Below are 20485 nucleotides of genomic sequence, written 5' to 3'. Positions count from 1 at the left end.
AGCGCGGTCACGGCTCGATCCTCGGTCCGGCACTCGACGTGTCCGGGCCGAGGTCGAGCAGGTGGACGGCCCGTAGCGCCCCGCGGACGACCTGGTCGGCCAGTTCGGGGGAGACCCAGGCGTCCCGGGCCTCGACCGTGTAGAGCTCGTCGCCGCGGACCGTCCAGGTGGGGATGTCGCCGGCCAGGTAGGCCTCGAGCAGCGCCGGCTGTTCGAGACGCGGCGAGTCGCCGACCGGTTGGAAGGCGTGGTGCAGCGCCATCGCCGGTCCGGGCTGAGGCAGGCGGACCACCACCACCGCCCCCGAGCCTTTCGGCTGCAACACCATCCCGGCGAAGGCGCCGCCCTTCCAGCGCACCTCGGCGAACGTCACCGGCAGCCCGTCCGTCACGCGCTGCCAGGCCTGCCGGACCTTGACCTGGCCCCGCTGCGCCGGCCACGGCCACTGCCGGTCGTCCGGATCGATCGGGCTCCACTCGCGGTGGGCAGCCCACCGGCGCAGGCGCCGGCGGTCCCTCGAACGGGCCAGGAGATACGGGCCTCCGACCACGATGATCAGAGCGCCGGCGGCGTAGACGCTGGACCAGTCGTCACGGCGGTTGAGAGCCTTGGCCGCGAGCGAGCCCAGGTAGATCAGGACGAACCACAGCACCCACCGGCGCCCGCGCATCGTCATCCGGCGGGGGCCAGGGGGCGGTCCGGGCCGACGTCGAGCAGCCGGACGACGTGCAGGGCCCGCCGCACCGCCCGATAGACCTCGCCGGGTTCGAACCCGCTCTGCCGGGGCTCGACGGTGAACAGCACGGTGTCGCGCACCGTGAACGGCGGGATCTCCATGATGCGGAATGCGTGACGCAGCGCGGGTTGCTCGAGCCGGGGCGAGTCGCCGATGAACGTGTACGGCAACCGGGCGGCCATCGGCGGCTGCGTCTGTGCCAGTCCGACCACCACGAAGGTGCCCCGCCCGAACCGGTCGACGACCGCCCCGCCGAAGGCCCCGTCCGACCAGGTGACCTCGCCGAAGGTCACCGGCAGCCCCTCGATGTCGCCGCTCCAGGCCTGGACGACCCGGCTGGTCCCCCGCAGGTGCAGGCTCTGCCACGGCCACTCGTGCGATGTGGGGTCGACCGCGGAGCAGCCCATCGCGGTGGCCCACCGGGACATCGCCCGACGCGTCAGCGCGCTGAAGACCGAGTAGGCGCAGAAGGCGACGACGATCAGGCCCAGCGCGATCAGGCACGGTGACCGGGTCAGGAACAGCAGCGCCGCCACGGGGGCGGACCAGCTCGCGTGCAGCCAGTTCTTCGCTTCGACGCCCATCGACGTCAGGGTAGGCGGTGATCGCCAGCCCCCGGAAGAGGCGCCGCCCGGGGGAAGACGTTTCCGGTCGTCTCAGGAAGGGAGGCGGCGCCGGCCGGCGAAGCCCAGATCGGCCCGGTGGTACCAGCCCAGCTCGGCGTCGCCCTCGAGCCAGCAGAGGTCGACGTCGACCCCGTCCAGCTCGCCCGGGAAGTCGACCAGCAACGGGGCCAGGCTCTTGAGCACGGCCCCGGTCTGCTGCACCTCGGTCATCAGGTCGTCCAGGCGAGCGGTCGTCGCCTTCCACTCCGGCAGCCCGCCCAGCGGTGTCGGCGGCCCCCCGGCCACCCCGATCACCGCGCCCAGCTCGGCCGCGTCCGCTCGCAGAGCCACGATCTCGTCCAGTACGGGCCGCAACCGCTTCAGTTCGTCCCGCGCCTCACCCAGCGTGAACAACCCCATGCCACTGAGAGTGCCAGCTCATCGCCGGCGCGCCAAGGTCACCACGGGAACGGAAAGGAAAACGGTGCGCGGAGCGCGGCCGGCCCGCGAAAGATGGGCGTGCCGCCCGCGGCGAGGGACCATGGTGTCGTGGACCTACAGGTTGTGGAGCAGGTGGCCGAGCTCGGAGCGTGGATGGCCGAGGGCGGCGTGGTGGTTCTGAGCGGCGCGGGCCTTTCCACCGATTCCGGCATTCCGGACTATCGCGGCCCGTCCGGCTCGGCCCGGCGCAGCACGCCCATGACCTACCAGGCCTTCACCCGTGACCCGATCGCCCGTCGCCGCTACTGGGCGCGGTCGCATCTCGGCTGGCGCACCATCGGGGAGGCCTTCCCCAACGACGGCCACCGCGCGGTCGCCGGCCTCCAGCGCTGCGGCGTGGTCGGCGGCATCATCACGCAGAACGTCGACGGGCTGCACCAGGCGGCCGGCGCCGGCGACGTCGTCGAGCTGCACGGCAACCTGTCCCGCATCGTCTGCCTCGACTGCGGCGACCGCACCGAGCGCGAGCTGCTGGCCGCCCGGCTCGACGAGGCCAACCCCGGGTTCGAGGCCGCCGCTATCGCCATCAACGCCGACGGCGACGCCGAGCTCGACGACACCGACCTCGACGGCTTCCAGATCGTCGACTGCCTCGGCTGCGGCGGCATGCTCAAACCGGACGTCGTCTACTTCGGTGAGACGGTGCCGCCGGAGCGGGTGTCGCGCAGCTTCGAGCTCGTCTGCTCCGCCCGTACGCTGCTGGTCCTCGGTTCTTCGCTGACGGTGATGTCGGGCCGCCGCTTCGTTCTGCGCGCGGTCAAGGACGGCATCCGGGTCGCGATCGTCAACCGCGGAGTCACGCGCGGAGAGCCGTACGCGGGCCTCCACATCGATGCCCCATTGGGCATTGTCCTGCCCCATCTTGCTGCCGAGTTGTCCGCACCGGTCCATATTTGACCGGCAGCGGATCGGGCTGTTTCCCGGCAGTTACCGCACTGAAACTTAATTAATCGACCGGTCCCGTTGACGTGACCGGTCTCACTGGCGTTAACTGCCGAAACCGCTTCCGAAACCGGTTCCGAAATCCGGTGGCAATGAAGCGGTGACACGTCAGGAGGACCAGTGCCAATCACCATCGCCGATGTGGCGGCTCGGGCCAAGGTCAGCAAGACGACCGTGTCCCGGGTGCTCAACGGCAAGGGTGAGCTGGACGAATCGACCGCCGCGCGGGTCCGTGCGGTGATCGACGAGCTGGGCTACGTGCCGAGTTCCCGGGCCGTCGGGCTCGCCCGCGGGCGCACCCGGGTCGTCGGCATGCTGGTGCCCTCGCTCACCTGGCCGTGGATCGGCGATGTGGTCCAGGGCGCGGTCGACGTGCTCGAGACCGAGCGGTACGGACTGCTGCTGTTCACCTGCAACCGCGGCGAGGAGTCGATGCGCCAGTTCGGCGCGCAGGTGTCGGCCAAGTCGTTCGACGGCCTGCTGGTCATCGAGCCCGAGGGCACCCTCGAGTACATCGCCACCCTGCACCGCCGGGGGCTGCCGGTCGTGCTCATCGACGACCGCGACCAGACCTCGGGCGAGATCCCGAGCGTCGGCACCACCCAGCACGACGGCGCCGGCTCGGCCGCCCGGCACCTGCTCGAGATCGGGCGTACCCGGCCGCTGGTGATCTCGGGACCGGAGCGGTTCGGCTGCACCCAGCAGCGTTCGGCCGGCTTCGCCTCGGTGTTCGCCGAGGCGGGTCACCCGATCGACGGCGACCGGCAGCTCCTGGGCGACTTCACGGTCGCCCGCGGCGCCGACGCCGTGCGGACCGCGTTGAAGTCCGATGTGGATTTCGACGCCGTGTTCGCGCACAACGACCTCTCGGCCATCGGCGCGATGCAGGCGCTGCGCGAGGCCGGCCGCCGTGTCCCGCAGGACGTGGCAGTGGTCGGGTTCGACGACATACCGACCGCGGCGCACACCCAGCCGCCGCTGACGACCGTGCACCAACCGTTGCGCGAGATGGGTGAGGCCGCGGCTCGTACGCTGCTCGCCCACTTCGAGGGCACACCCCTGCCCAACCGTCCCACCATCATCCCCACCTCCTTCACCACGCGCCCTTCCACAGTGGCCTGAGCGCCACGCACCACGGCGCCGGCGAGCCTGCCGGTGCCGCGATAGCGCACGCCCCTTTCACCCCGTCACTTCCGAGGAGATTCTCGCGATGCAGAGAAGGAAACTGTTCGCGGTCGCCGCGGCGAGCGTGCTCGCCACGGGCGGTCTGGCCGCGTGCGGCGACTCGCCCAACGCCGACAACGCCAACAACGCGAACAAGTCGTCGGTCGACTTCCTCAAGATCGGCATGCCGAACGGCACCCAGACCGAGAACCACAACCCGTTCGCCGGCACCTCCTCGGCGAACGCGCTCGGCTACAAGTGGATGATCTACGAGCCGCTGACCCAGTGGAACCCGGTCCGCCCGGCCGAGCCGGCGATCCCGTGGCTGGCCAGCGGCGTCAAGTGGGCCGAGGACTACAAGTCGGCCGAGGTCACGGTGCGCGACAACGCCACCTGGTCGGACGGCCAGAAGCTCACCGCCGAGGACGTCGCGTACACGTTCAACCTGCTCAAGAGCAACGAGGCGCTGAACCAGAACGCCATCCCGTTCGACCAGATCACGGTGGCCGGCAACGTCGTGAAGGTGTCCTTCAAGACGCCGCAGTTCGTCAACCAGAACAAGATCATGGCGAGCACCCCGATCGTGCCCAAGCACATCTGGGAGAAGATCAGCGACCCGGCCACGGACGTCAACAAGACCCCGGTCGGCTCGGGCCCGTACACCCTGAAGTCCTTCACCCAGGCCGGCGTCACGCTGTCCGTGCGGACCGAGGGCTACTGGGGCACGGTGCCGCAGGTCAAGGAGCTGCGTTACGTCTCCTACGCGGACAACAACGCGCAGGGCACCGCGCTGGCGAACGGCGCCGCCGAGTGGTCGTTCGTCTTCCTGCCGAACCCCAAGGCGACCTTCATCGACAAGGACCCGCAGCACAACAAGGTGTGGGCGCCCGGCGTGCTCGGCATCCACGGCCTCTACATCAACACCACGATCAAGCCGTTCGACGACGTGAAGCTGCGTCAGGCGATGAACATGGTGATCAACCGGGCCGACATCTTCACCCAGGCCGAGGCCGCGTACTTCCACCCGGAGATCAAGAGCGTGACCGGCCTGCCGCCGGGCGCCGGTGACGCGTTCATCGCCCCGGAGTACAAGGGCAAGGAATTCTCGAACGACGTGGCCGGGGCCAAGGCCCTGCTGCAGAGCGCCGGTTACAAGCTCAACGGCAAGACGCTGACCGACCCGAGCGGCAAGCCGGTGAAGATCAAGCTGAGCGACCCGGCGCCGTGGTCGGACTACCAGACCACGCTCGAGATCATCAAGAGCAACTTCGCCGAGATCGGCATCGCGGCGACCGTCGAGAAGCCGAACCAGGACGTCTGGGACAAGAACGTGCAGACGGGCGCCTTCGAGGCCTCGGTGCGCTGGACGAACGGTGGCGCCACGCCGTACGACATCTACCAGACCGTGATGGACGGCGATCTGCTCAAGCCGATCGGCACCGCCGCTCAGCAGGGCAACTTCGGCCGCTTCAAGAGCCCCGAGGCGACCGCGGCGCTGACCGCCTACCGCAACGCCACGAGCGACGAGGCCCGCACCACCGCGATGAACCAGATCCAGAAGGTCTTCGTGGAGCAGGCCCCGATGTTCCCGATCGGCGCGGACAACGTCGGCGCGGCCTACAGCGACAAGAACTGGACCGGATGGCCGACGGACGCCGACCCGTACGCGGGCGCGCAGCCGACCCAGCCGTACGTGTCGCTGATCATCGGCAAGCTCAAGCCCGCCAACTCCTGACCGTGGTCACCGCTCCCGCCCGTGCCGCCGGGCGGGAGCGGCCTCCCGCGCTTACCGACAGAAGGACCCGGCATGACCGACTGCACCGGAGAAGAACGAAGTGGTTGTAGGGCCAGGAGGGCATGCCATGCAGGCACAGCCATGACCGACTGCACCGGAGTGAACGAAGTGGCTGTAGGGCCAGGAGGGCATGCCCCGGAGGCGCAGCCATGACCCAGGACGCTACGGCGCCGGCGGGCGAGGTGGTGCTCGAGGCGATCGGCCTGACCAAGCACTTCCCCGTACGCCGTGGACTGCGCCAGCTGCTCTCCCGAGAACGCACGGCCGTGCACGCCGTCGACGACGTGCGCCTCACCCTGCGCCGCGGCCACGTGGTCGCGCTGGTCGGCGAGTCCGGCTCGGGCAAGAGCACGGTGGCCCGCCTGCTCGCCCAGCTCTACCCGCGCACGGCCGGCGACATCCAGCTGCACGGCCGGTCCACCAAGGTCAAGGGCGGGAGCTCGTTCCGGGCCTACGCGGCCCGGGTTCAGATGATCTTCCAGGACCCGTTCGCGTCGCTCAACCCCGTGCACACCGTCCGGTATCACCTCACCCGGGCGCTGAAGATCCACGGCAACGCGGGCCGCACCGACGACGACCTCGAGAACGCGCTGCGTGACCTGCTCACCCGGGTCAGCCTGACCCCGCCCGAGCGCTACCTCGACAAGTTCCCGCACGAGCTCTCCGGCGGCCAGCGGCAGCGGGTGGCGATCGCCCGCGCGCTCGGCGCCGACCCGGAGGCGCTGCTCGCCGACGAGCCGGTGTCCATGCTGGACGTGTCGATCCGCCTCGGCGTGCTCAACCTGCTGCGCGACCTCAAGGAGCGCCTGAACCTGGCGATCCTCTACATCACCCACGACATCGCGTCGGCGCGCTACTTCGCCGACGAGACCCTGGTGATGTACGCGGGCCGGATGGTCGAGGGCGGCGACAGCGAGACCGTCACCCAGACGCCCGCGCACCCGTACACCCGCCTGCTGATCGACTCGGCCCCCGATCCGGACCGGCTGGCCGGCGAGGTGAACCCGCTCGACGAGGACCGGGGCAACGGCGAGCCGCCGAGCCTGATCCGCCCGCCGTCCGGCTGCCGGTTCCACCCGCGCTGCCCGATGGCGATGCCGCGGTGCGTCACCGACCTGCCGGTCCGGCTCGAGATCGGTGACGTGCCCGGTCACTGGGCCGCGTGCTGGCTCTACGACGAGGCCACCGTGGCGGCCGAGAAGCCCGGATCGGCCGCTTCGGCCGGCGTGGCCGAGGAGGTCCGGTCGTGAAGTACTTCCTCCAGCGCATCGCGTTCTACCTGTTCACCGCGTGGGCCGCGATCACCCTCAACTTCTTCATCCCCCGGCTGGTGCCCGGCGACCCGGTGCAGTCGCTGATCGCCAAGTTCCGCGGCCAGCTGAGCACCGAGGCGATCAACTCGCTCTACGTGCTGTTCGGCCTCGACGACGACAAGGGCCTGTGGGCGCAGTACATCGACTACTGGAAGCAGCTGTTCCAGGGCGACCTGGGCCTGTCGTTCACGTTCTTCCCGTCGCCGGTCTCGCAGATCATCAGCGACGCGCTGCCGTGGACGGTCCTGCTCGTCGGCATCACCACGGTGATCAGCTTCCTGATCGGCACCAGCCTGGGCGTGCTGGCCGGCTGGCGGCGCGGCTCGTGGACCGACGGACTGCTGCCGGTCACCACGTTCTTCTCGTCGGTGCCGTACTTCTGGCTCGGCATCATCGCGATCTACCTGCTGACCGGTCCGGACAGCTTCTTCCCGTCGTCCGGCGGCTTCGACTCGGCGCTGATCCCGGCCTGGGACCAGTACTTCATCCCGAGCGCCCTGCAGCACAGCCTGCTGCCCGCGCTGACCATCCTGATCTCGTCGGTGAGCGGCTGGATCCTCAGCATGCGCAACATGATGGTGACCGTCTCGTCCGAGGACTACATCACCGTCGCGCACGCCAAGGGCCTCTCCGAGCGCCGGGTCGCGGTCAGCTACGCGGCCCGCAACGCGCTGCTGCCGAACATCTCCGGCTTCGCGTTGTCGCTCGGCTTCATCGTCGGCGGCACCCTGCTGGTGGAGATCGTCTTCTCGTACCCCGGCCTCGGGTTCATCCTCCTGCAGGCGCTGGGGGCCAAGGACTACCCGCTGATGCAGGGCATCTTCCTGGTCATCACGATCTCGGTGCTGGTCGCCAACCTGGTGGCCGACCTGGCCTACCTGCTCCTCGACCCGCGCACCCGCAAGGACGGCTGAGCGATGACGACGATTCCCACCTCGAGCACCGCCCAGGTCATCCCCGGTCAAGGGGCGATGGCTCAACCGGAGAGCGCCAAGCCGGCCAAGGCCAAGCGGCGGCGGTTCCTGTTCCTGCGTAACGCCAAGGCGGTCATCGGCCTGGTCATCCTCGGCCTGTACGTGCTGTTCGCGATCATCGGGCCGTGGGTCACCCCGTACGACCCGGACGCGCGCAGCAACGACCTGATCCAGGCGCCGTCGGCCGACCACTGGTTCGGCACCACGCACCTCGGGCAGGACGTGTTCAGCCAGGTGCTCGACGGCACCCGCAGCGTGGTGTTCGTCGGCTTCCTGGCCGGCACCATCGCGACCGTGCTGTCCGTGATCATCGGGATCACCGCCGGCTATCTCGGCGGCCGGACCGACGACACCCTGTCGGCGCTGTCCAACGTGTTCCTGGTGATCCCGGCGATCCCGCTGATGATCATCATCACGTCGATCCTGGAGAACGCCAGCAACCTGCTGATCGCCCTGGTCATCGGGCTCACGTCGTGGTCCTGGAACGCCCGGGTGCTGCGCGCGCAGACGTTGTCGCTGCGCCGGCGCGACTACATCGAGGCCTCCCGGGCCACCGGCGAGAAGACCTGGCGGATCGTCGGCTTCGAACTGCTGCCCAACCTGACGGCGGTGATCGCCTCCGGGTTCATCGGCACGGTCATCTTCGCGGTGCTCTCGCTGATCACGCTGGCCTTCATCGGCATCGTGTCGAACGCCGGCTGGAACTGGGGCACGATCCTGTTCTGGGCCCAGGGTCAGCAGGCGCTGGCCCAGGGCGCGTGGTGGTGGTTCGTGCCGGCCGGTCTGGCCATCGCGTTCCTCGGCACCGCTCTCTCGCTGATCAACTTCGCCATCGACGAGTTCGTCAGCCCGCGGCTGCGCAGCATGGGCAAGACCAAGCTCAAGACGGCCTCCGGCGGCACCGTACGGATGCGGATCGGCTTCACGCCGGTGCTCGACAACTCGGCCGCCCCGCACACCCACGCCAAACCCATCCCGATCAACACCGGCGGCGCCACGCCGGTGATCCGAGAGACGGCGGGGTCATGAGCGACCGCGCCGGGGTGAGCGAAACGGCCGCAGGGCCAGGAGGGCACGACAGGGAGGCTCGGCATGGAACCCGTTCTTGAGATCCGCAATCTGAACGTGGACTACGGCCTGGGCGACCGGGCGGTGCACGCGGTCCGCGACGTCAACCTGACGCTGCACCGCGGCGAGGTCCTCGGCCTGGCCGGCGAGAGCGGCTCGGGCAAGTCGACCCTCGCCTACGGCCTCACCCGGCTGCTGGCCCCGCCGGGGGTGATCTCCGGTGGCGAGGTCATCTATCACCCGGAGCAGGGCGACCCGTACGACGTCCTGGGTCTCTCCGACAACGCGCTGCGGGCGTTCCGATGGGCCGAGACGGCGATCGTGTTCCAGGGCGCGATGAACTCACTGAACCCGGTGCACAAGATTTCGACCCAGCTGACCGACGTGCTCAAGGCCCACGACCCGAAGATGAGCGACCACAGCCGCAAGGCGCGGGCCCGCGAGATGCTCAAGCTCGTCGGCATCTCGCCGGACCGGATGGACGCCTACCCGCATCAGCTCTCCGGCGGCATGCGGCAGCGCGTCATGATCGGTATGGCCCTCATCCTGCAGCCGCAGGTGGTGATCATGGACGAGCCGACCACCGCCCTCGACGTGGTGATGCAGCGGCAGATCCTGGGCCAGCTGATCGAGCTGCGGGAACGGCTGGGCTTCTCGGTCGTCTTCATCACGCACGACCTGTCGCTGCTGGTCGAGTTCTCCAACCGGATCGCCATCATGTACGGCGGCCGGATCGTCGAGGAGGCGCCCGCGGCCACGATCTACCGGGACGCCCTGCACCCGTACTCGCGAGGGCTCCTGAGTTCGTTCCCCGCCCTGCGCGGGGCGCGCCGCGAGCTGACCGGTATCCCGGGGTCGCCCCCCGACCTGGCCGGCATGCCCAGCGGTTGCTCGTTCCACCCCCGGTGTCCCAAGGCGTTCGAGCCGTGCCCGACGCACATCCCGGTGCTCGGCCGGCCCGGCACCCCGGACGGAGCCGCACGTTCCGTCGCGTGCTGGCTGCATCCCACGGAGCAACCCGTCGGATGAAAGAGGGGGCCGGTCCGCACCGCGGACCGGCCCTCTCTCTTACCTGATCCCCTCTGGAGAGTCATGAACCCCACCACCACCCGCATCCCCCTCGCCACCGGTCTGCCCACGCAGTTCCTCTGGGGCGTCGCGACGGCGTCGTACCAGATCGAGGGCGCCACGACCGAGGACGGCCGGACACCGTCCATCTGGGACACGTTCTCCCGGGTGCCCGGCGCCGTGGTCGGCGCCGACAACGGCGACGTGGCGTGCGACCACTACCACCGGATGCCGCAGGACGTCGCGCTGATGAAGGGCCTCGGCGTGGACAGCTACCGCTTCTCGGTGGCCTGGCCGCGGATCCAGCTCGGCGGCCGCGGCCCGGTCAACCCGGCCGGTCTCGGCTTCTACGACCGGCTCGTGGACGAGCTGCTGGAGAACGGGATCGCCCCCTGGGTGACCCTGTACCACTGGGATCTGCCGCAGGAGCTCGAGGACGCGGGCGGCTGGCCCAACCGGGACACGGCCTACCGGTTCGCCGACTACGCCGAGCTCGTCTTCTCCGCCCTGCAGGACCGGGTCGACACGTTCACCACCCTCAACGAGCCGTGGTGCTCGGCCTGGCTGGGCTACAACGTCGGCGTGCACGCGCCCGGCCGCAAGGACTTCGACGCCTCGCTGGCCGCCACCCATCACCTGCTGCTCGGCCACGGCCTGGCCGTCCAGCGCATGCGGGCGGCCGAGACCCGGCCCCACACGTACGGCATCACGCTGAACATGGGCACGGCCGACCCGCACGGCGACACCGAGGCCGACCGCGACGCCGCCCGCCGGGCCGACGGCATGGGCCTGCGGCTGTACCTCGACCCGCTGCGCCGCGGCGAATACCCGGCCGACGTGGTCGCCGACCTGGCCGCCCGCGGCTCCGCGATGCCCGTCCAGGACGGCGATCTCGACATCATCTCCACGCCGTTCGACACGCTGGGCGTCAACTTCTACTTCGGACAGGACTTCGCCGGCACCGACGAGGAGGGCCGGACGGAGGACGCGAACGGCGAGCCGGTCGTGCGCTCGGTGCTGCCCGACACCGCGCGGACGGCGATGGGCTGGCCGATCACGCCCGAGCGCTTCACCCGGTTGCTGGTGCGCCTGCACCACGACTACCCCGGCCTGCCGATGGTGATCACCGAGAACGGCGCCGCCTTCGACGACCGGCCGGACGAGTCGGGCTACGTCGCCGACGACGACCGTACGGAGTATCTGGCGTCGCACATCGCGGCGGTCGCCGCCGCCCGCGAGCAGGGCGCCGACGTGCGGGGCTACTTCGCGTGGTCGCTGCTCGACAACTTCGAGTGGGCCGAGGGCTACGCCAAGCGGTTCGGCATCGTGCACGTCGACTACGAGACGCAGGAGCGCACCCCCAAGCAGAGCGCGCTCTGGTTCCGCGACTCGATCGCCGCCCTGCGCGCCTGATCCCGGCGTCAGCGCCGCGCCCCGACCGTCCCGGAGCGCGGCGCTGACGCCGCTCACGTCATCGTTCCAGCGTCACGCCGCGTTTCCGTTTCGGCGGCAGCGCGGCGATTCCCAACGGCCGCTAGCGCCGCGTTCGTTCGCCCGGGCGGCGCTGGCGTGGTGTGAAGGCCAGCATCTGCTCGGCCGGCGCGGTCAGCCCGCCCTCGGCCAGCAGCTGGGCGATCGGCAGCGTCGCCGCCCCCATCGCCACCGCGTCCACGCCGAGCTCGCAGACGGTGATCGTGGTCTGCGCGTACGGGCGGCGCAGCGCGTGCCGGGCCGCGGCGGCCCGGATCTCGGGCAGGAAGCGCGCGCCGAAGACGGAACCCGTGTCACCGCCGAGCACGATCCGCTCCGGGCTGAACAGGTTGATCAGGTCAGCCAGCCCGGCGCCCAGATATCCGGCCGTCTGCTCGAAGACCCGCGTGGCCTCACTCGTCAGCTCGGCGGTGCCCAGCAGCCGGGGCAGCAGCTCTTTCCCGTACGGCTCCCCGGTCGCGGCGGCCAGCCGCCGGCCGATGCGGTCGGCCCCGATGTACGCCTCCAGGCAGCCGCGCGCGCCACACCGGCACTCGTCGCCGTCGTAGATCAGCGTCGTGTGACCCCACTCGCCGGCATTGCTGTTGGCGCCCCGGTAGTAGCTGCGCCCGTCCATCACGACCGCCGCGCCCACGCCCGTACCGATCATGACGACGACCGCGTGCCGCGCGCCGCGCCCCGCGCCGAACCACATCTCGGCCTGGCCGTGCGTCTTGGCCCCGTTCTCCACGAAGATCGGCACCTCGGCCCCGGCCCGCAGCATGTCGCCCAGCGGCACCGCGTCCCAGCCGGTCGACTGCGAGTCGACCACGCCGCCCCGCCCGACCACCCCGGGGACGCCGACGCCGAAGCCCAGCACGTCGGCCGGGGCGATCCCGGTCTCGTCGAGCAGCGTGCGCAGGCCGGTCAGCACCCGGCCGGCGACCTGCTCGGGACCGTCGTCGTGCTCGAGGGTGACCGCGGCCAGGCGCGACATCTCCAGGTCGTACAGCTCGACCAGCACGCGGGTCTCACCCACGTCGGCGCCGACCACATAACGGAAGCCGGGCCGCACCCGCAGCAGCACCCGGGGGCGCCCGCCGTCGGAGCCGACCAGGCCGGCCTCCTCGACCAGCCCCTCCTCGATCATCTCGCCGATCAGGTTGCTGACGCTGGCCTGGCTCAGCGCCGTGCTCGCGGCCAGCTGCTGCCGGCTCTGCAACCCGCCGTGGAACAGGTCGGTCAGCAGGCTGGACCGGTTCGCCCGGCGCACGTCACGCACCGTCGTACGCCTGGTCTCCAACCTCGCACCCCCGCTTTCGGCCCGCTCCGAACTGTCATCTAACGCCAGGTGACCGGAAAAGGGTAAGCCGACGACATCCACGGCGGCATATCGTGCCCGGATGACCGACTACCGTGACGTGAACCGTGCCTCATGGGACGACCGTGCGGCCGCGCACGCGGCCTCCGCCGACTACGACGTGCGGCGCTTCGCCGAGCCCGACCATCTGAGCGCCGTGGTCCGGTTCGACCGCCCGCTGCTCGGCGACGTGTCGGGTCTGCGCGGCGTGCATCTGCAATGCCACATCGGCACCGACACCGTGTCGCTGTCCCGGCTCGGCGCCACGATGACCGGGCTCGACTTCTCGCCCAAGTCGATCGAGCAGGCCCGGAGCATCGCCGAGCTGGCCGGGGAGGACGTGCGGTTCGTCGAGTCCGATGTCTACGACGCGGTGGCCGCGGTGGGGGACGGCTACGACCTGGTCTACACCGGGATCGGGGCGCTCTGCTGGCTGCCCGACGTCCGGCGGTGGGCGCAGACCGTGGCGGCGCTGCTCCGGCCGGGCGGGCGGTTGTTCATCCGGGAGGGGCACCCGGTGCTGTGGGCGCTGGACTACGACCGTACCGACGGTGTGCTCGCGCTGCAGGAGCCGTACTTCGAGACCGAGAAGCCGCAGATCTACGAGGACGAGGGCAGCTACGCCACCACCGACGTCGCCTTCACCCACAACACGACGCACGAGTGGAACCACGGGCTCGGCGAGACCGTGACCGCGGTGCTGGAGGCCGGCCTGACGCTGACCGGCCTGGTGGAGCACACCACCGTGCCGTGGCAGGCGCTACGCGGGCAGATGACCGAGATCCAGGAGAACGAATGGCAGCTCACCGACCGCCCCGAACGGCTGCCGCACACCTACACGCTGCAGGCGGTGAAGCATCCCGTTTAGAGCTTGAACGATTCTGGGTATCGGTGGTCATCCCCACGGCATAGGAGGCCCGATGCGCGCAGGCTCGATCGGCGGGCTGCTTTTGATTATCTGGCTCGTGCTCGGCGGTGTGGCCGCGTACGAACGCGGTTACTTCTCCGACACCAGCGACACCAGTTGTGCCGAGTTCGGCACGATCGCCGTCACGACGATCGCCGGCCCACTCAACTGGATGGGCGTCAACCCCAAGATCACATGCGACATCGACGTCCCGGAACCCAGCAACTGACAGTGACCTCGTGAACGGCGCCGACACCCGTCGGCGCCGTTTTCGTGTCGTCTCGGTCGAACAGGACCCGCGCGATCCACCGGACAGCCGCTATGTCCGCGCCGCCCGTTTCCAGACGACCTGCTGGACGACCAGGGTGAGCACGCCGGCCAGCACGATCGCGGCCACGTTGATCAGCAACTGCAGGGCCGAGCCGGCCGCCTCGGCGCGAACGCCGTAGGCCAGGGCCACGGCGGCGTTGGCCGCGGCCGGGATCGTCGTCACCGAGATCAGCACGCCGACCAGCGTGCCGGCCTTGGCCGAGGTGAGCGACAGGATGCCGGCGACGCCCCCGAGAAAGCCGATGACCCAGGACAGGGCGTCGGGGCGCCAGATGAAGTCGGTCAGCGGCCGTTTGTCCAGCAGCATCGACTTGTCCATGAGGTCCGCGGCGGTCAGCAGCCATACCGCGACCACCGTGAGGATCATGCCGACCGGGAAGCCGACACCCAGCGCGAGCGCGGACCGGCGCACCAGGCCGGCCTTGCGCTGGACAAGCCCGACGCAGAGGGCGGCGAGCGGGCCGAACTCCGGGCCGACGACCATCGAGCCGACGATCAGGATCGGCTGGTCGAGCACGACCCCGACCGCGGCGATGATCATGGCGACGGTCATGAAGGCCAGGAAGGACGCCGAGAGCGCGGTCTCCTCGCCGGTCTGCTGCTCGATCTCGTGCCAGACGACCGCGTCCACACCGAGCCCCGGCACCCGTCGCTCGGCCCGGGCCGCCGCGTCGGAGAGCGTGGTGTCGATCCGCTCCATGACGATCCCGCCGTCGCGCTCGATCCCCAGGGCGCGCAGCCGGTCCAGAACCCGGCTGGCCCCCTCGCGGACGACGTCGAACTCGATCAGGTCACCCGGTGGGGACACCGCGGCCCCGGCGAGGACGACCACATGGGTGACCGCCTCGTCGCCGTCGAGGTCGGCCAGCACCTTCGCGGTCGACGACGTGGGCGCGATGACCCGTACATGCAGCATGAAGCCCCTCCGCTCCGGCGTGATCGCGAGTGTAGGGAGCTGTCGCCGCGGCACTGCGGTCCGGGCCGTCAACCCGTCGTGGGAGTGACGTGTCCGACCAAAGCCGTAACCCGGATGAGCCCTGCACGTTTCGCGCCGAAAAGGTAAGTTGATCGGTGTGACGGCCGTGGCGCGTGTCCTTCCCCGTGACTGGGACGGGCACCGCTTGCTGCGCTTTCTCACCGGGCTGGCGCTGCTAGCCCTGGCCTTCGCCACCCATCTGCTGCCCGCACCGGCCGCCGCCGCGCCCGCCGCGCCGGCGTCCGCACCGGCCGCTGTGGCCGAGGTCACCCGGGCCGAGCGTCCGGTCGCCGAGGCCGTCGCGACCGAGCCGCTGGTCCCGCCGGCCCCGGTCCTGCTCCTGCTGGTGCTGATGGCCGCGAGCGTCGTCGTCCTGACCGGCGTCGCGACACGCACTCCGGCCGTTCGCGGCCCGCCCCTGAGCTGACGCTCGGCAACGCATCCTGTCCGCGGCCCAGGGCCGCTTCTTTCAGCGTCGTCATCGGGTAGACCGTGTCCGCATGTGAGGTTGCGATGGAATCCGCCGTGCAAAGCTTCTTCGTCTCGCTGCCGCAGGCCGCCGCGCTGTGGCTCCTCCTCCTTCTGGCCATCGCCGTCGCCGCGACCCTGGCCGCCATCCCGACGCGCGCGCCCGCACCCCCGCTGACCGGGCCGCAGGCCGATGCCCTGCGCTTCGCCGGCGAGGTCGCCGTGGCGGCCGAGCGCGCCGCGGCCACCGCCGCCCGCCGCCGGGCCGAGTGGGCCGCCGCCCAGGAACAGGTGGACGCCGCCTGGCAGGCCTTCGACGACGCCGACCGGCTGGCCCGGGAGAGCCGCCGAGCCGCCGCGTACCCGCTGATGAGCCGCCGCCGCAAGCCCGGCGAGAACGTCGACCGGCAGCGCTACCTGCACCACGCCGCCACCGCGGCCTGCCGTCGGCGCGAAATCTCGATCGCCCAGCTCAACGACGTGCTCGCGCACCGCGGCTGGAACCCCCGCCTGCACCCGGTCGTCCAGGAGGGCCTGCTGCGCGCCGCCGTCCGGGCGCACCGCCTGTCGGAGTACGAGGACGCCCAGAAGCGGGAGCAGGCCGCCTGGCACGAGTCCGAGCTGGCCGCCGACGCCCTGCGCAGCCTGCGCGCCGAGGCCGCCGCCGCGCTGGTGCGGGCCGGCGTCGCCGGGCCGGTCGTCGCCGACGATCAATGGTTCGCCGACCAGTGGACGTCGACCGAGGTCCCGGCCATGGCCAAGGCGGCCGCCTGACTGTCGCCTGACCGTCGCCTGTGGAGGGCCTACCGTTCTCCCGCGGTTGTCAGGTTGTCCGGGTACCGTAACCGGGCAGGATGACCGCCGGGACGACCAGGGAAGCAGGGGGCCAGAGCGTGGCATCAAGTCCGGCGGGCCAGCCGCCCGCGATGCGGATGCACCGGGCCGCTCGGGTGGAGGACGCCTTCCACGAGATCATCGAGCGCCGGCTGCGCAACCGCGGCTGGCAGCCGGTGATCACGGCCTACACCGGCTACGGCGCGCCGGGCTGGGCCCGGGTGATGGCCCGGGTGGTGCTCACCCGCGGCACCTCCACGGCCAAGCGGCTGGAAAAGGTCCGGGGCTGGCGCAGCTTCACCAACTCGCCGGTCAACAACGCCGTCGTGAAGATCCAGATCGGCGACAGCATCACCGAGACCCGCACCGACCGCAGCGGCTACGTGGACACCCGCGTCAAGGGTGATCTCGAGCCCGGCTGGGGCAAGGTCCGGCTGTTCACCGAGGGTGCGGCCCCGGTCGAGGCGCCCATCCGGGTGGTCGACCCCGATTGCCGGTTCGGCCTGGTGTCCGACATCGACGACACGGTCATGGTCACCGCCCTGCCGCGTCCGCTGCTCGCCGCGTGGAACACGTTCGTCCTGGACGAGCACGCGCGGATGGCGGTGCCGGGCATGGCTGTGCTCTACGAGCGGCTGATCACGGCGAACGCGGGCGCTCCGGTCTTCTATCTGTCGACCGGCGCGTGGAACGTGGCGCCCACGCTGACCCGCTTCCTGTCCCGCCACCTCTACCCGGCGGGCCCGCTGCTGCTCACCGACTGGGGTCCCACCGCCGACCGCTGGTTCCGCAGCGGTCAGGAGCACAAACGCACCACGCTGCAGCGGCTCTCCCGGGAGTTCCCCGAGATCCGCTGGTTGTTGATCGGTGACGACGGGCAGCACGACCAGGAGATCTACTCCGAGTTCGCGCACGCCCATCCCGACAACGTGGCCGCGGTCGCGATCCGCCAGCTGTCGCCCACCCAGTCGGTGCTGGCCGGCGCCATCCCGGGCCCGTCCGGTGACCCCGAGGCGGTCGGCTCCGGTGGCAAGACGTGGTTCTCCGCGCCCGATGGGGCCGGTCTGTGGTCGCTACTCCGCGATACTGATGTCGTCTGACTCGTCGGCCGCCTCGGCGACCCGCTGGTGCAGTCGATCGCGGATCTCGTCGGGGGTGTATTGCCGGCGCTTGCGCTCGGCCCGTGCCACGACGACCCCGCTCGCCGCGACGCCCGCCAGTCCGGCCAATCCCACTACTTTCCACCAACGCATCACTTGAGGATAGACACGTGGACGCCGCTCTAAGCCTCGATGAGGCTCTCGACCTGACCCGGACAGGCGACATCTGGATCTTCCGGGGCCGCACGGGCGCCGACCGGGCGATCCAGACGCTGACCAACAGCCCGGTCAACCACGTCGGCATGTCGATCGTCGTCGAGGACATGCCGCCGCTCATGTGGCACGCCGAGCTGGGCCGGTCGCTGCCCGACCTGTGGTCCGGCACGTTCCAGCGCGGTGTCCAGCTGCACGACCTGCGCGACGCGGTGACGATCTGGGCCAACCGGTACGGGCAGCGGGGCTGGCTGCGTCAGCTCGAGCCCGGCGTCGGGAAGCCGATGGAGGACAAGGCCCTCAAGACGGTGGCCCGGCTCGACGGCACGCCGTTCCCCTCGTCGGCCCAGCTGGCCTGGCGGTGGGTGCGCGGCCGGGTGCCGCAGATCCGCCCCCGCTGGCGGGTCCGTGGCGGCAACGGCCCGGCCACCGACGCGGCGCTGGAGACGGCCTACTGCGCCGAGGTCGTCGCCGTCACGTACGAGGACATGGGTCTGCTGCCGCACGGCCGCCAGCCCAACTGGTACGACCCGGGCCGTTTCTGGAGCGGCGACGACCTGGAACTCTGCGACGGCTACAGCCTCTCCGACGAGATCGAGGTGGACGTCCCGGCGCCCTAGCGGCTAGCCGACCGGGCCGGCCCCCAGGAGCCCCCGGAAGTGGTCCAGCAAAAAGGTGCCCTTGAACTGAGCGGTCGCCTCGGCGCCGAGCAGGCCCAGCTCGGGAGCATGACCGGCGCCGCCGGCCGGGCCCAGCGTGAGGATGATGCCGTCCGGGAAGGGCTCGTGCACCGTGAGCGGCCCGCCCTCGATCAGGGCGCGGATGTTCGCGGCGACCACCTCGGCCTGGCGGCCGGCGGCCCGGCCGGTCTTCAGCTCGGGGGTGTCGTTCAGGTCCCCGACGGCGAAGACCCGCTCGTGCCCGGTCACCCGGAGGTGTTCGGTGACCGCCAGCCGGCCACCGGGCTGTCGGGCGGCGGCCAGCTCGGGACCCAGATAAGCGCTCGGGACAGTGCCGCCGTAGCAACGGAACCACAGGTCGGCGGTGAGCACCTCGCCGTCGCCGGTCGTCACCCGGAACGGGCTCACCACGCCGGCCGGGGTGTCCGGCGGGGTGTCGAGCTTGGTGTCGAGCAGAACCCGGACCCCGAGCTCGTCCAGCTGCCGGGCCAGCTCGGTGCGCAGCTCCTCCGGGAAGCGGCCGCCGAACAGGTCGGACGCCGGGTCCACGACGGTCACCGGCTTGTCCGGCCAGGCCGCCGCGATCTCTCCGGCGAACTCCAGGCCGATCGCCCCGGCCCCGAGCAGCAGCACGCCGGACGCCCGTCCGAGCGATGCGTGCAGGTCCTGCAGCTGCTCCGTCACCGCGGCCCGGGCGGTGGCCTCGATCCGGGTCGGGAACGGGCCGGTCGAGCCGGTGGCCAGCACGATGTAGTCGGCGTCGAGCCGGGCTCCGGAGGCGAGCTCGACCGTCTCGGGCCACACCCGCACCGCGGCGTCGCGCACGACCCGGCCGCGCGGGAGCAGACCGTCGTACGGAATGAAGAGCTTGTCGATCCAGGCCGGGTCGGCCACCGCTCGCAGGTGGGCCACGTGATGCAGGAACGTCTCCCGCGGCTCGACCAGCGTCACGTCCGCGATGTCGTCGAGAGCACGGGCCGAGACGGCGCCGCCGTAGCCACCGCCCACCACAACCACTTTGGCAGTCATTCGAGAATCACCTTTCGTCGGGTGTTCTCGACCCTGCTGCGGCGGGCGGCGGACTGGGAGGCCGCGCTCATGGTGGTAGCGGCGGGGGCACCTTCACCAGCTGGTGCGTCGTTACAGTCGACCGGTGGGCGACAACGAGCTGGGCATTTTCCTGCGAGCGCGGCGGGCCGAGGTGACGCCGGCCGAGGTGGGGCTGCCGCCGGGAACCCGGCGCCGCACCCCGGGCCTGCGTCGCTCCGAGGTGGCGATGCTCGCCGGGGTCAGCGTGGAATATCTGATCCGTCTCGAGCAGGGCCGCGACCGGCATCCGTCGGCGCAGGTGCTGGCCGCCCTGGCCGGGCCGCTGCGGCTGACCGCGACGGAGCGGGCCCACCTGTACCGGCTCACCAAGGCCTCGGGCGCGAGCTGCGCGGCCTTCGCCCAGGACCCGGTGCGAACGGTGCGGCCGGGGTTGCGCGCGATTCTCGACCAGCTCGAGCCGGCCGCGGCCGTGCTGGTCAACCAGGTCGGCGACGTGCTCGCGCACACCACCGGCTTCGGTCGCCTGGCCGGGCCGATCGGACTGCTGGACGGCGACCCGCCCAATCTCACCCGGTATGTCTTCACCGATCCGCGCGCCCGCGAGGCCTACCCGGACTGGGCCCACGTGGCCGACGAACAGGTCGCTGCGTTGAAGGACGGCCCGCCCCGGCCGGATTTCACCGCTGAGCTGACCGTCCTGGCCGGTGACGAGTTCACGGAGCGGGCCGAGCGGGTGCCCGGCCTGCCCCGGGCCCACGGGGTGCTCCGCCTGGAGCACCCCGAGGCCGGGTCGTTGCGGCTGACGTACGAGTTCCTGTCGGTGCCCGGCGACACCGGACTACGACTGATGATTCAACTTCCGGCCGACGAGGCGACCGCCGGCGCGTTGCGCGCGATGTCGCCGTTGAGGCTGGTCGCCCGGGCCTGAGAG

The 20485-nt window shown here is 70.9% G+C and carries 22 protein-coding genes; 15 read left to right on the top strand and 7 right to left on the bottom strand.

Features of this window, described 5'->3' with window-relative positions; translation table 11 throughout:
- Positions 1-7 precede the first annotated feature (7 nt).
- From HJC40_RS32610 to HJC40_RS32600, 3 genes are all read right to left on the bottom strand, one after another.
- Positions 8-676 carry a hypothetical protein gene (locus HJC40_RS32610; RefSeq protein ID WP_250007072.1) on the bottom strand — a complete coding sequence of 223 codons (669 nt, stop codon included), beginning with the start codon at positions 674-676 and terminating at the stop codon, positions 8-10.
- Positions 673-1320: a hypothetical protein gene (locus HJC40_RS32605; protein WP_250007070.1), complete on the bottom strand. Its 648-nt coding sequence runs from the start codon at positions 1318-1320 to the stop codon at positions 673-675. The genes HJC40_RS32610 and HJC40_RS32605 overlap by 4 nt, the downstream gene beginning before the upstream one ends.
- Positions 1321-1392: 72 nt before the next feature.
- The gene (locus HJC40_RS32600) at positions 1393-1761 is read right to left on the bottom strand and encodes a DUF2203 domain-containing protein (RefSeq protein ID WP_250007068.1); all 369 of its coding nucleotides are present in this window, start codon (positions 1759-1761) and stop codon (positions 1393-1395) included.
- 93 nt (positions 1762-1854) lie between these two features.
- Here HJC40_RS32600 and HJC40_RS32595 point away from each other — a divergent pair, with 93 nt between their 5' ends.
- From HJC40_RS32595 to HJC40_RS32560, 8 genes are all read left to right on the top strand, one after another.
- A complete protein-coding gene (locus HJC40_RS32595; RefSeq protein WP_374273270.1) occupies positions 1855-2739 on the top strand; it encodes an NAD-dependent protein deacetylase in 885 nt (294 codons plus the stop codon).
- A 165-nt stretch (positions 2740-2904) separates the two neighbouring features.
- Entirely contained in the window at positions 2905-3906 is a 1002-nt protein-coding gene (locus tag HJC40_RS32590) for a LacI family DNA-binding transcriptional regulator (protein WP_250007065.1), read from the top strand.
- Between the two features lie 88 nt (positions 3907-3994).
- Positions 3995-5683 carry an ABC transporter substrate-binding protein gene (locus tag HJC40_RS32585; protein ID WP_250007063.1) on the top strand — a complete coding sequence of 563 codons (1689 nt, stop codon included), beginning with the start codon at positions 3995-3997 and terminating at the stop codon, positions 5681-5683.
- 209 nt (positions 5684-5892) lie between these two features.
- Positions 5893-6993, top strand: coding sequence for an ABC transporter ATP-binding protein (locus HJC40_RS32580; RefSeq protein WP_250007061.1), 1101 nt, complete (start codon positions 5893-5895; stop codon positions 6991-6993).
- A complete protein-coding gene (locus HJC40_RS32575; protein WP_250007059.1) occupies positions 6990-7970 on the top strand; it encodes an ABC transporter permease in 981 nt (326 codons plus the stop codon). Before HJC40_RS32580 ends, HJC40_RS32575 begins: the two co-directional genes overlap by 4 nt.
- A gap of 3 nt (positions 7971-7973) precedes the next feature.
- A complete protein-coding gene (locus HJC40_RS32570; protein WP_250007057.1) occupies positions 7974-9059 on the top strand; it encodes an ABC transporter permease in 1086 nt (361 codons plus the stop codon).
- A 63-nt stretch (positions 9060-9122) separates the two neighbouring features.
- On the top strand, positions 9123-10127 hold the full coding sequence (locus HJC40_RS32565) for an ABC transporter ATP-binding protein (RefSeq protein WP_250007055.1): 1005 nt from the start codon (positions 9123-9125) through the stop codon (positions 10125-10127).
- Positions 10128-10190: 63 nt separating this feature from the next.
- Positions 10191-11579: a GH1 family beta-glucosidase gene (locus HJC40_RS32560; protein ID WP_250007053.1), complete on the top strand. Its 1389-nt coding sequence runs from the start codon at positions 10191-10193 to the stop codon at positions 11577-11579.
- Positions 11580-11700: 121 nt separating this feature from the next.
- Here the strand turns inward: HJC40_RS32560 and HJC40_RS32555 are convergent, their stop codons facing one another.
- On the bottom strand, positions 11701-12939 hold the full coding sequence (locus HJC40_RS32555) for an ROK family protein (protein ID WP_250007050.1): 1239 nt from the start codon (positions 12937-12939) through the stop codon (positions 11701-11703).
- A gap of 100 nt (positions 12940-13039) precedes the next feature.
- On the opposite strand from HJC40_RS32555, the gene HJC40_RS32550 reads away from it, so the two are divergent.
- Complete coding sequence (locus HJC40_RS32550; protein ID WP_250007048.1) at positions 13040-13864, top strand: bifunctional 2-polyprenyl-6-hydroxyphenol methylase/3-demethylubiquinol 3-O-methyltransferase UbiG; 825 nt, start codon at positions 13040-13042, stop codon at positions 13862-13864.
- Between the two features lie 52 nt (positions 13865-13916).
- A complete protein-coding gene (locus HJC40_RS32545) occupies positions 13917-14132 on the top strand; it encodes a hypothetical protein (protein WP_250007046.1) in 216 nt (71 codons plus the stop codon).
- 90 nt (positions 14133-14222) lie between these two features.
- Here the strand turns inward: HJC40_RS32545 and HJC40_RS32540 are convergent, their stop codons facing one another.
- The gene (locus HJC40_RS32540) at positions 14223-15149 is read right to left on the bottom strand and encodes a DUF389 domain-containing protein (RefSeq protein WP_250007044.1); all 927 of its coding nucleotides are present in this window, start codon (positions 15147-15149) and stop codon (positions 14223-14225) included.
- A gap of 157 nt (positions 15150-15306) precedes the next feature.
- Between HJC40_RS32540 and HJC40_RS32535 the strand changes: the two genes are divergently transcribed.
- From HJC40_RS32535 to HJC40_RS32525, 3 genes are all read left to right on the top strand, one after another.
- Positions 15307-15636 (top strand): hypothetical protein, encoded by a 330-nt coding sequence (locus HJC40_RS32535; protein WP_250007042.1) that lies wholly within the window; start codon positions 15307-15309, stop codon positions 15634-15636.
- 98 nt (positions 15637-15734) lie between these two features.
- A complete protein-coding gene (locus HJC40_RS32530) occupies positions 15735-16451 on the top strand; it encodes a hypothetical protein (RefSeq protein ID WP_250007040.1) in 717 nt (238 codons plus the stop codon).
- 80 nt (positions 16452-16531) lie between these two features.
- Entirely contained in the window at positions 16532-17611 is a 1080-nt protein-coding gene (locus HJC40_RS32525; protein WP_374273264.1) for an App1 family protein, read from the top strand.
- Here the strand turns inward: HJC40_RS32525 and HJC40_RS32520 are convergent.
- Positions 17585-17764 carry a hypothetical protein gene (locus tag HJC40_RS32520; RefSeq protein ID WP_250007038.1) on the bottom strand — a complete coding sequence of 60 codons (180 nt, stop codon included), beginning with the start codon at positions 17762-17764 and terminating at the stop codon, positions 17585-17587. The genes HJC40_RS32525 and HJC40_RS32520 overlap by 27 nt on opposite strands.
- A gap of 17 nt (positions 17765-17781) precedes the next feature.
- Between HJC40_RS32520 and HJC40_RS32515 the strand changes: the two genes are divergently transcribed.
- Entirely contained in the window at positions 17782-18444 is a 663-nt protein-coding gene (locus HJC40_RS32515) for a hypothetical protein (RefSeq protein ID WP_250007037.1), read from the top strand.
- 3 nt (positions 18445-18447) lie between these two features.
- On the opposite strand, the gene HJC40_RS32510 is transcribed toward HJC40_RS32515, so the two are convergent.
- Entirely contained in the window at positions 18448-19533 is a 1086-nt protein-coding gene (locus tag HJC40_RS32510; RefSeq protein ID WP_250007035.1) for an NAD(P)/FAD-dependent oxidoreductase, read from the bottom strand.
- A 124-nt stretch (positions 19534-19657) separates the two neighbouring features.
- Between HJC40_RS32510 and HJC40_RS32505 the strand changes: the two genes are divergently transcribed.
- Complete coding sequence (locus tag HJC40_RS32505; RefSeq protein ID WP_250007033.1) at positions 19658-20482, top strand: helix-turn-helix transcriptional regulator; 825 nt, start codon at positions 19658-19660, stop codon at positions 20480-20482.
- Positions 20483-20485: the final 3 nt, after the last annotated feature.

Origin of the sequence: Actinoplanes sp. M2I2 (assembly GCF_023544445.1) — a bacterium.
Taxonomy (GTDB): Bacteria; Actinomycetota; Actinomycetes; order Mycobacteriales; family Micromonosporaceae; genus Actinoplanes.
This window is presented reverse-complemented; position numbering and strand designations above follow the sequence as displayed.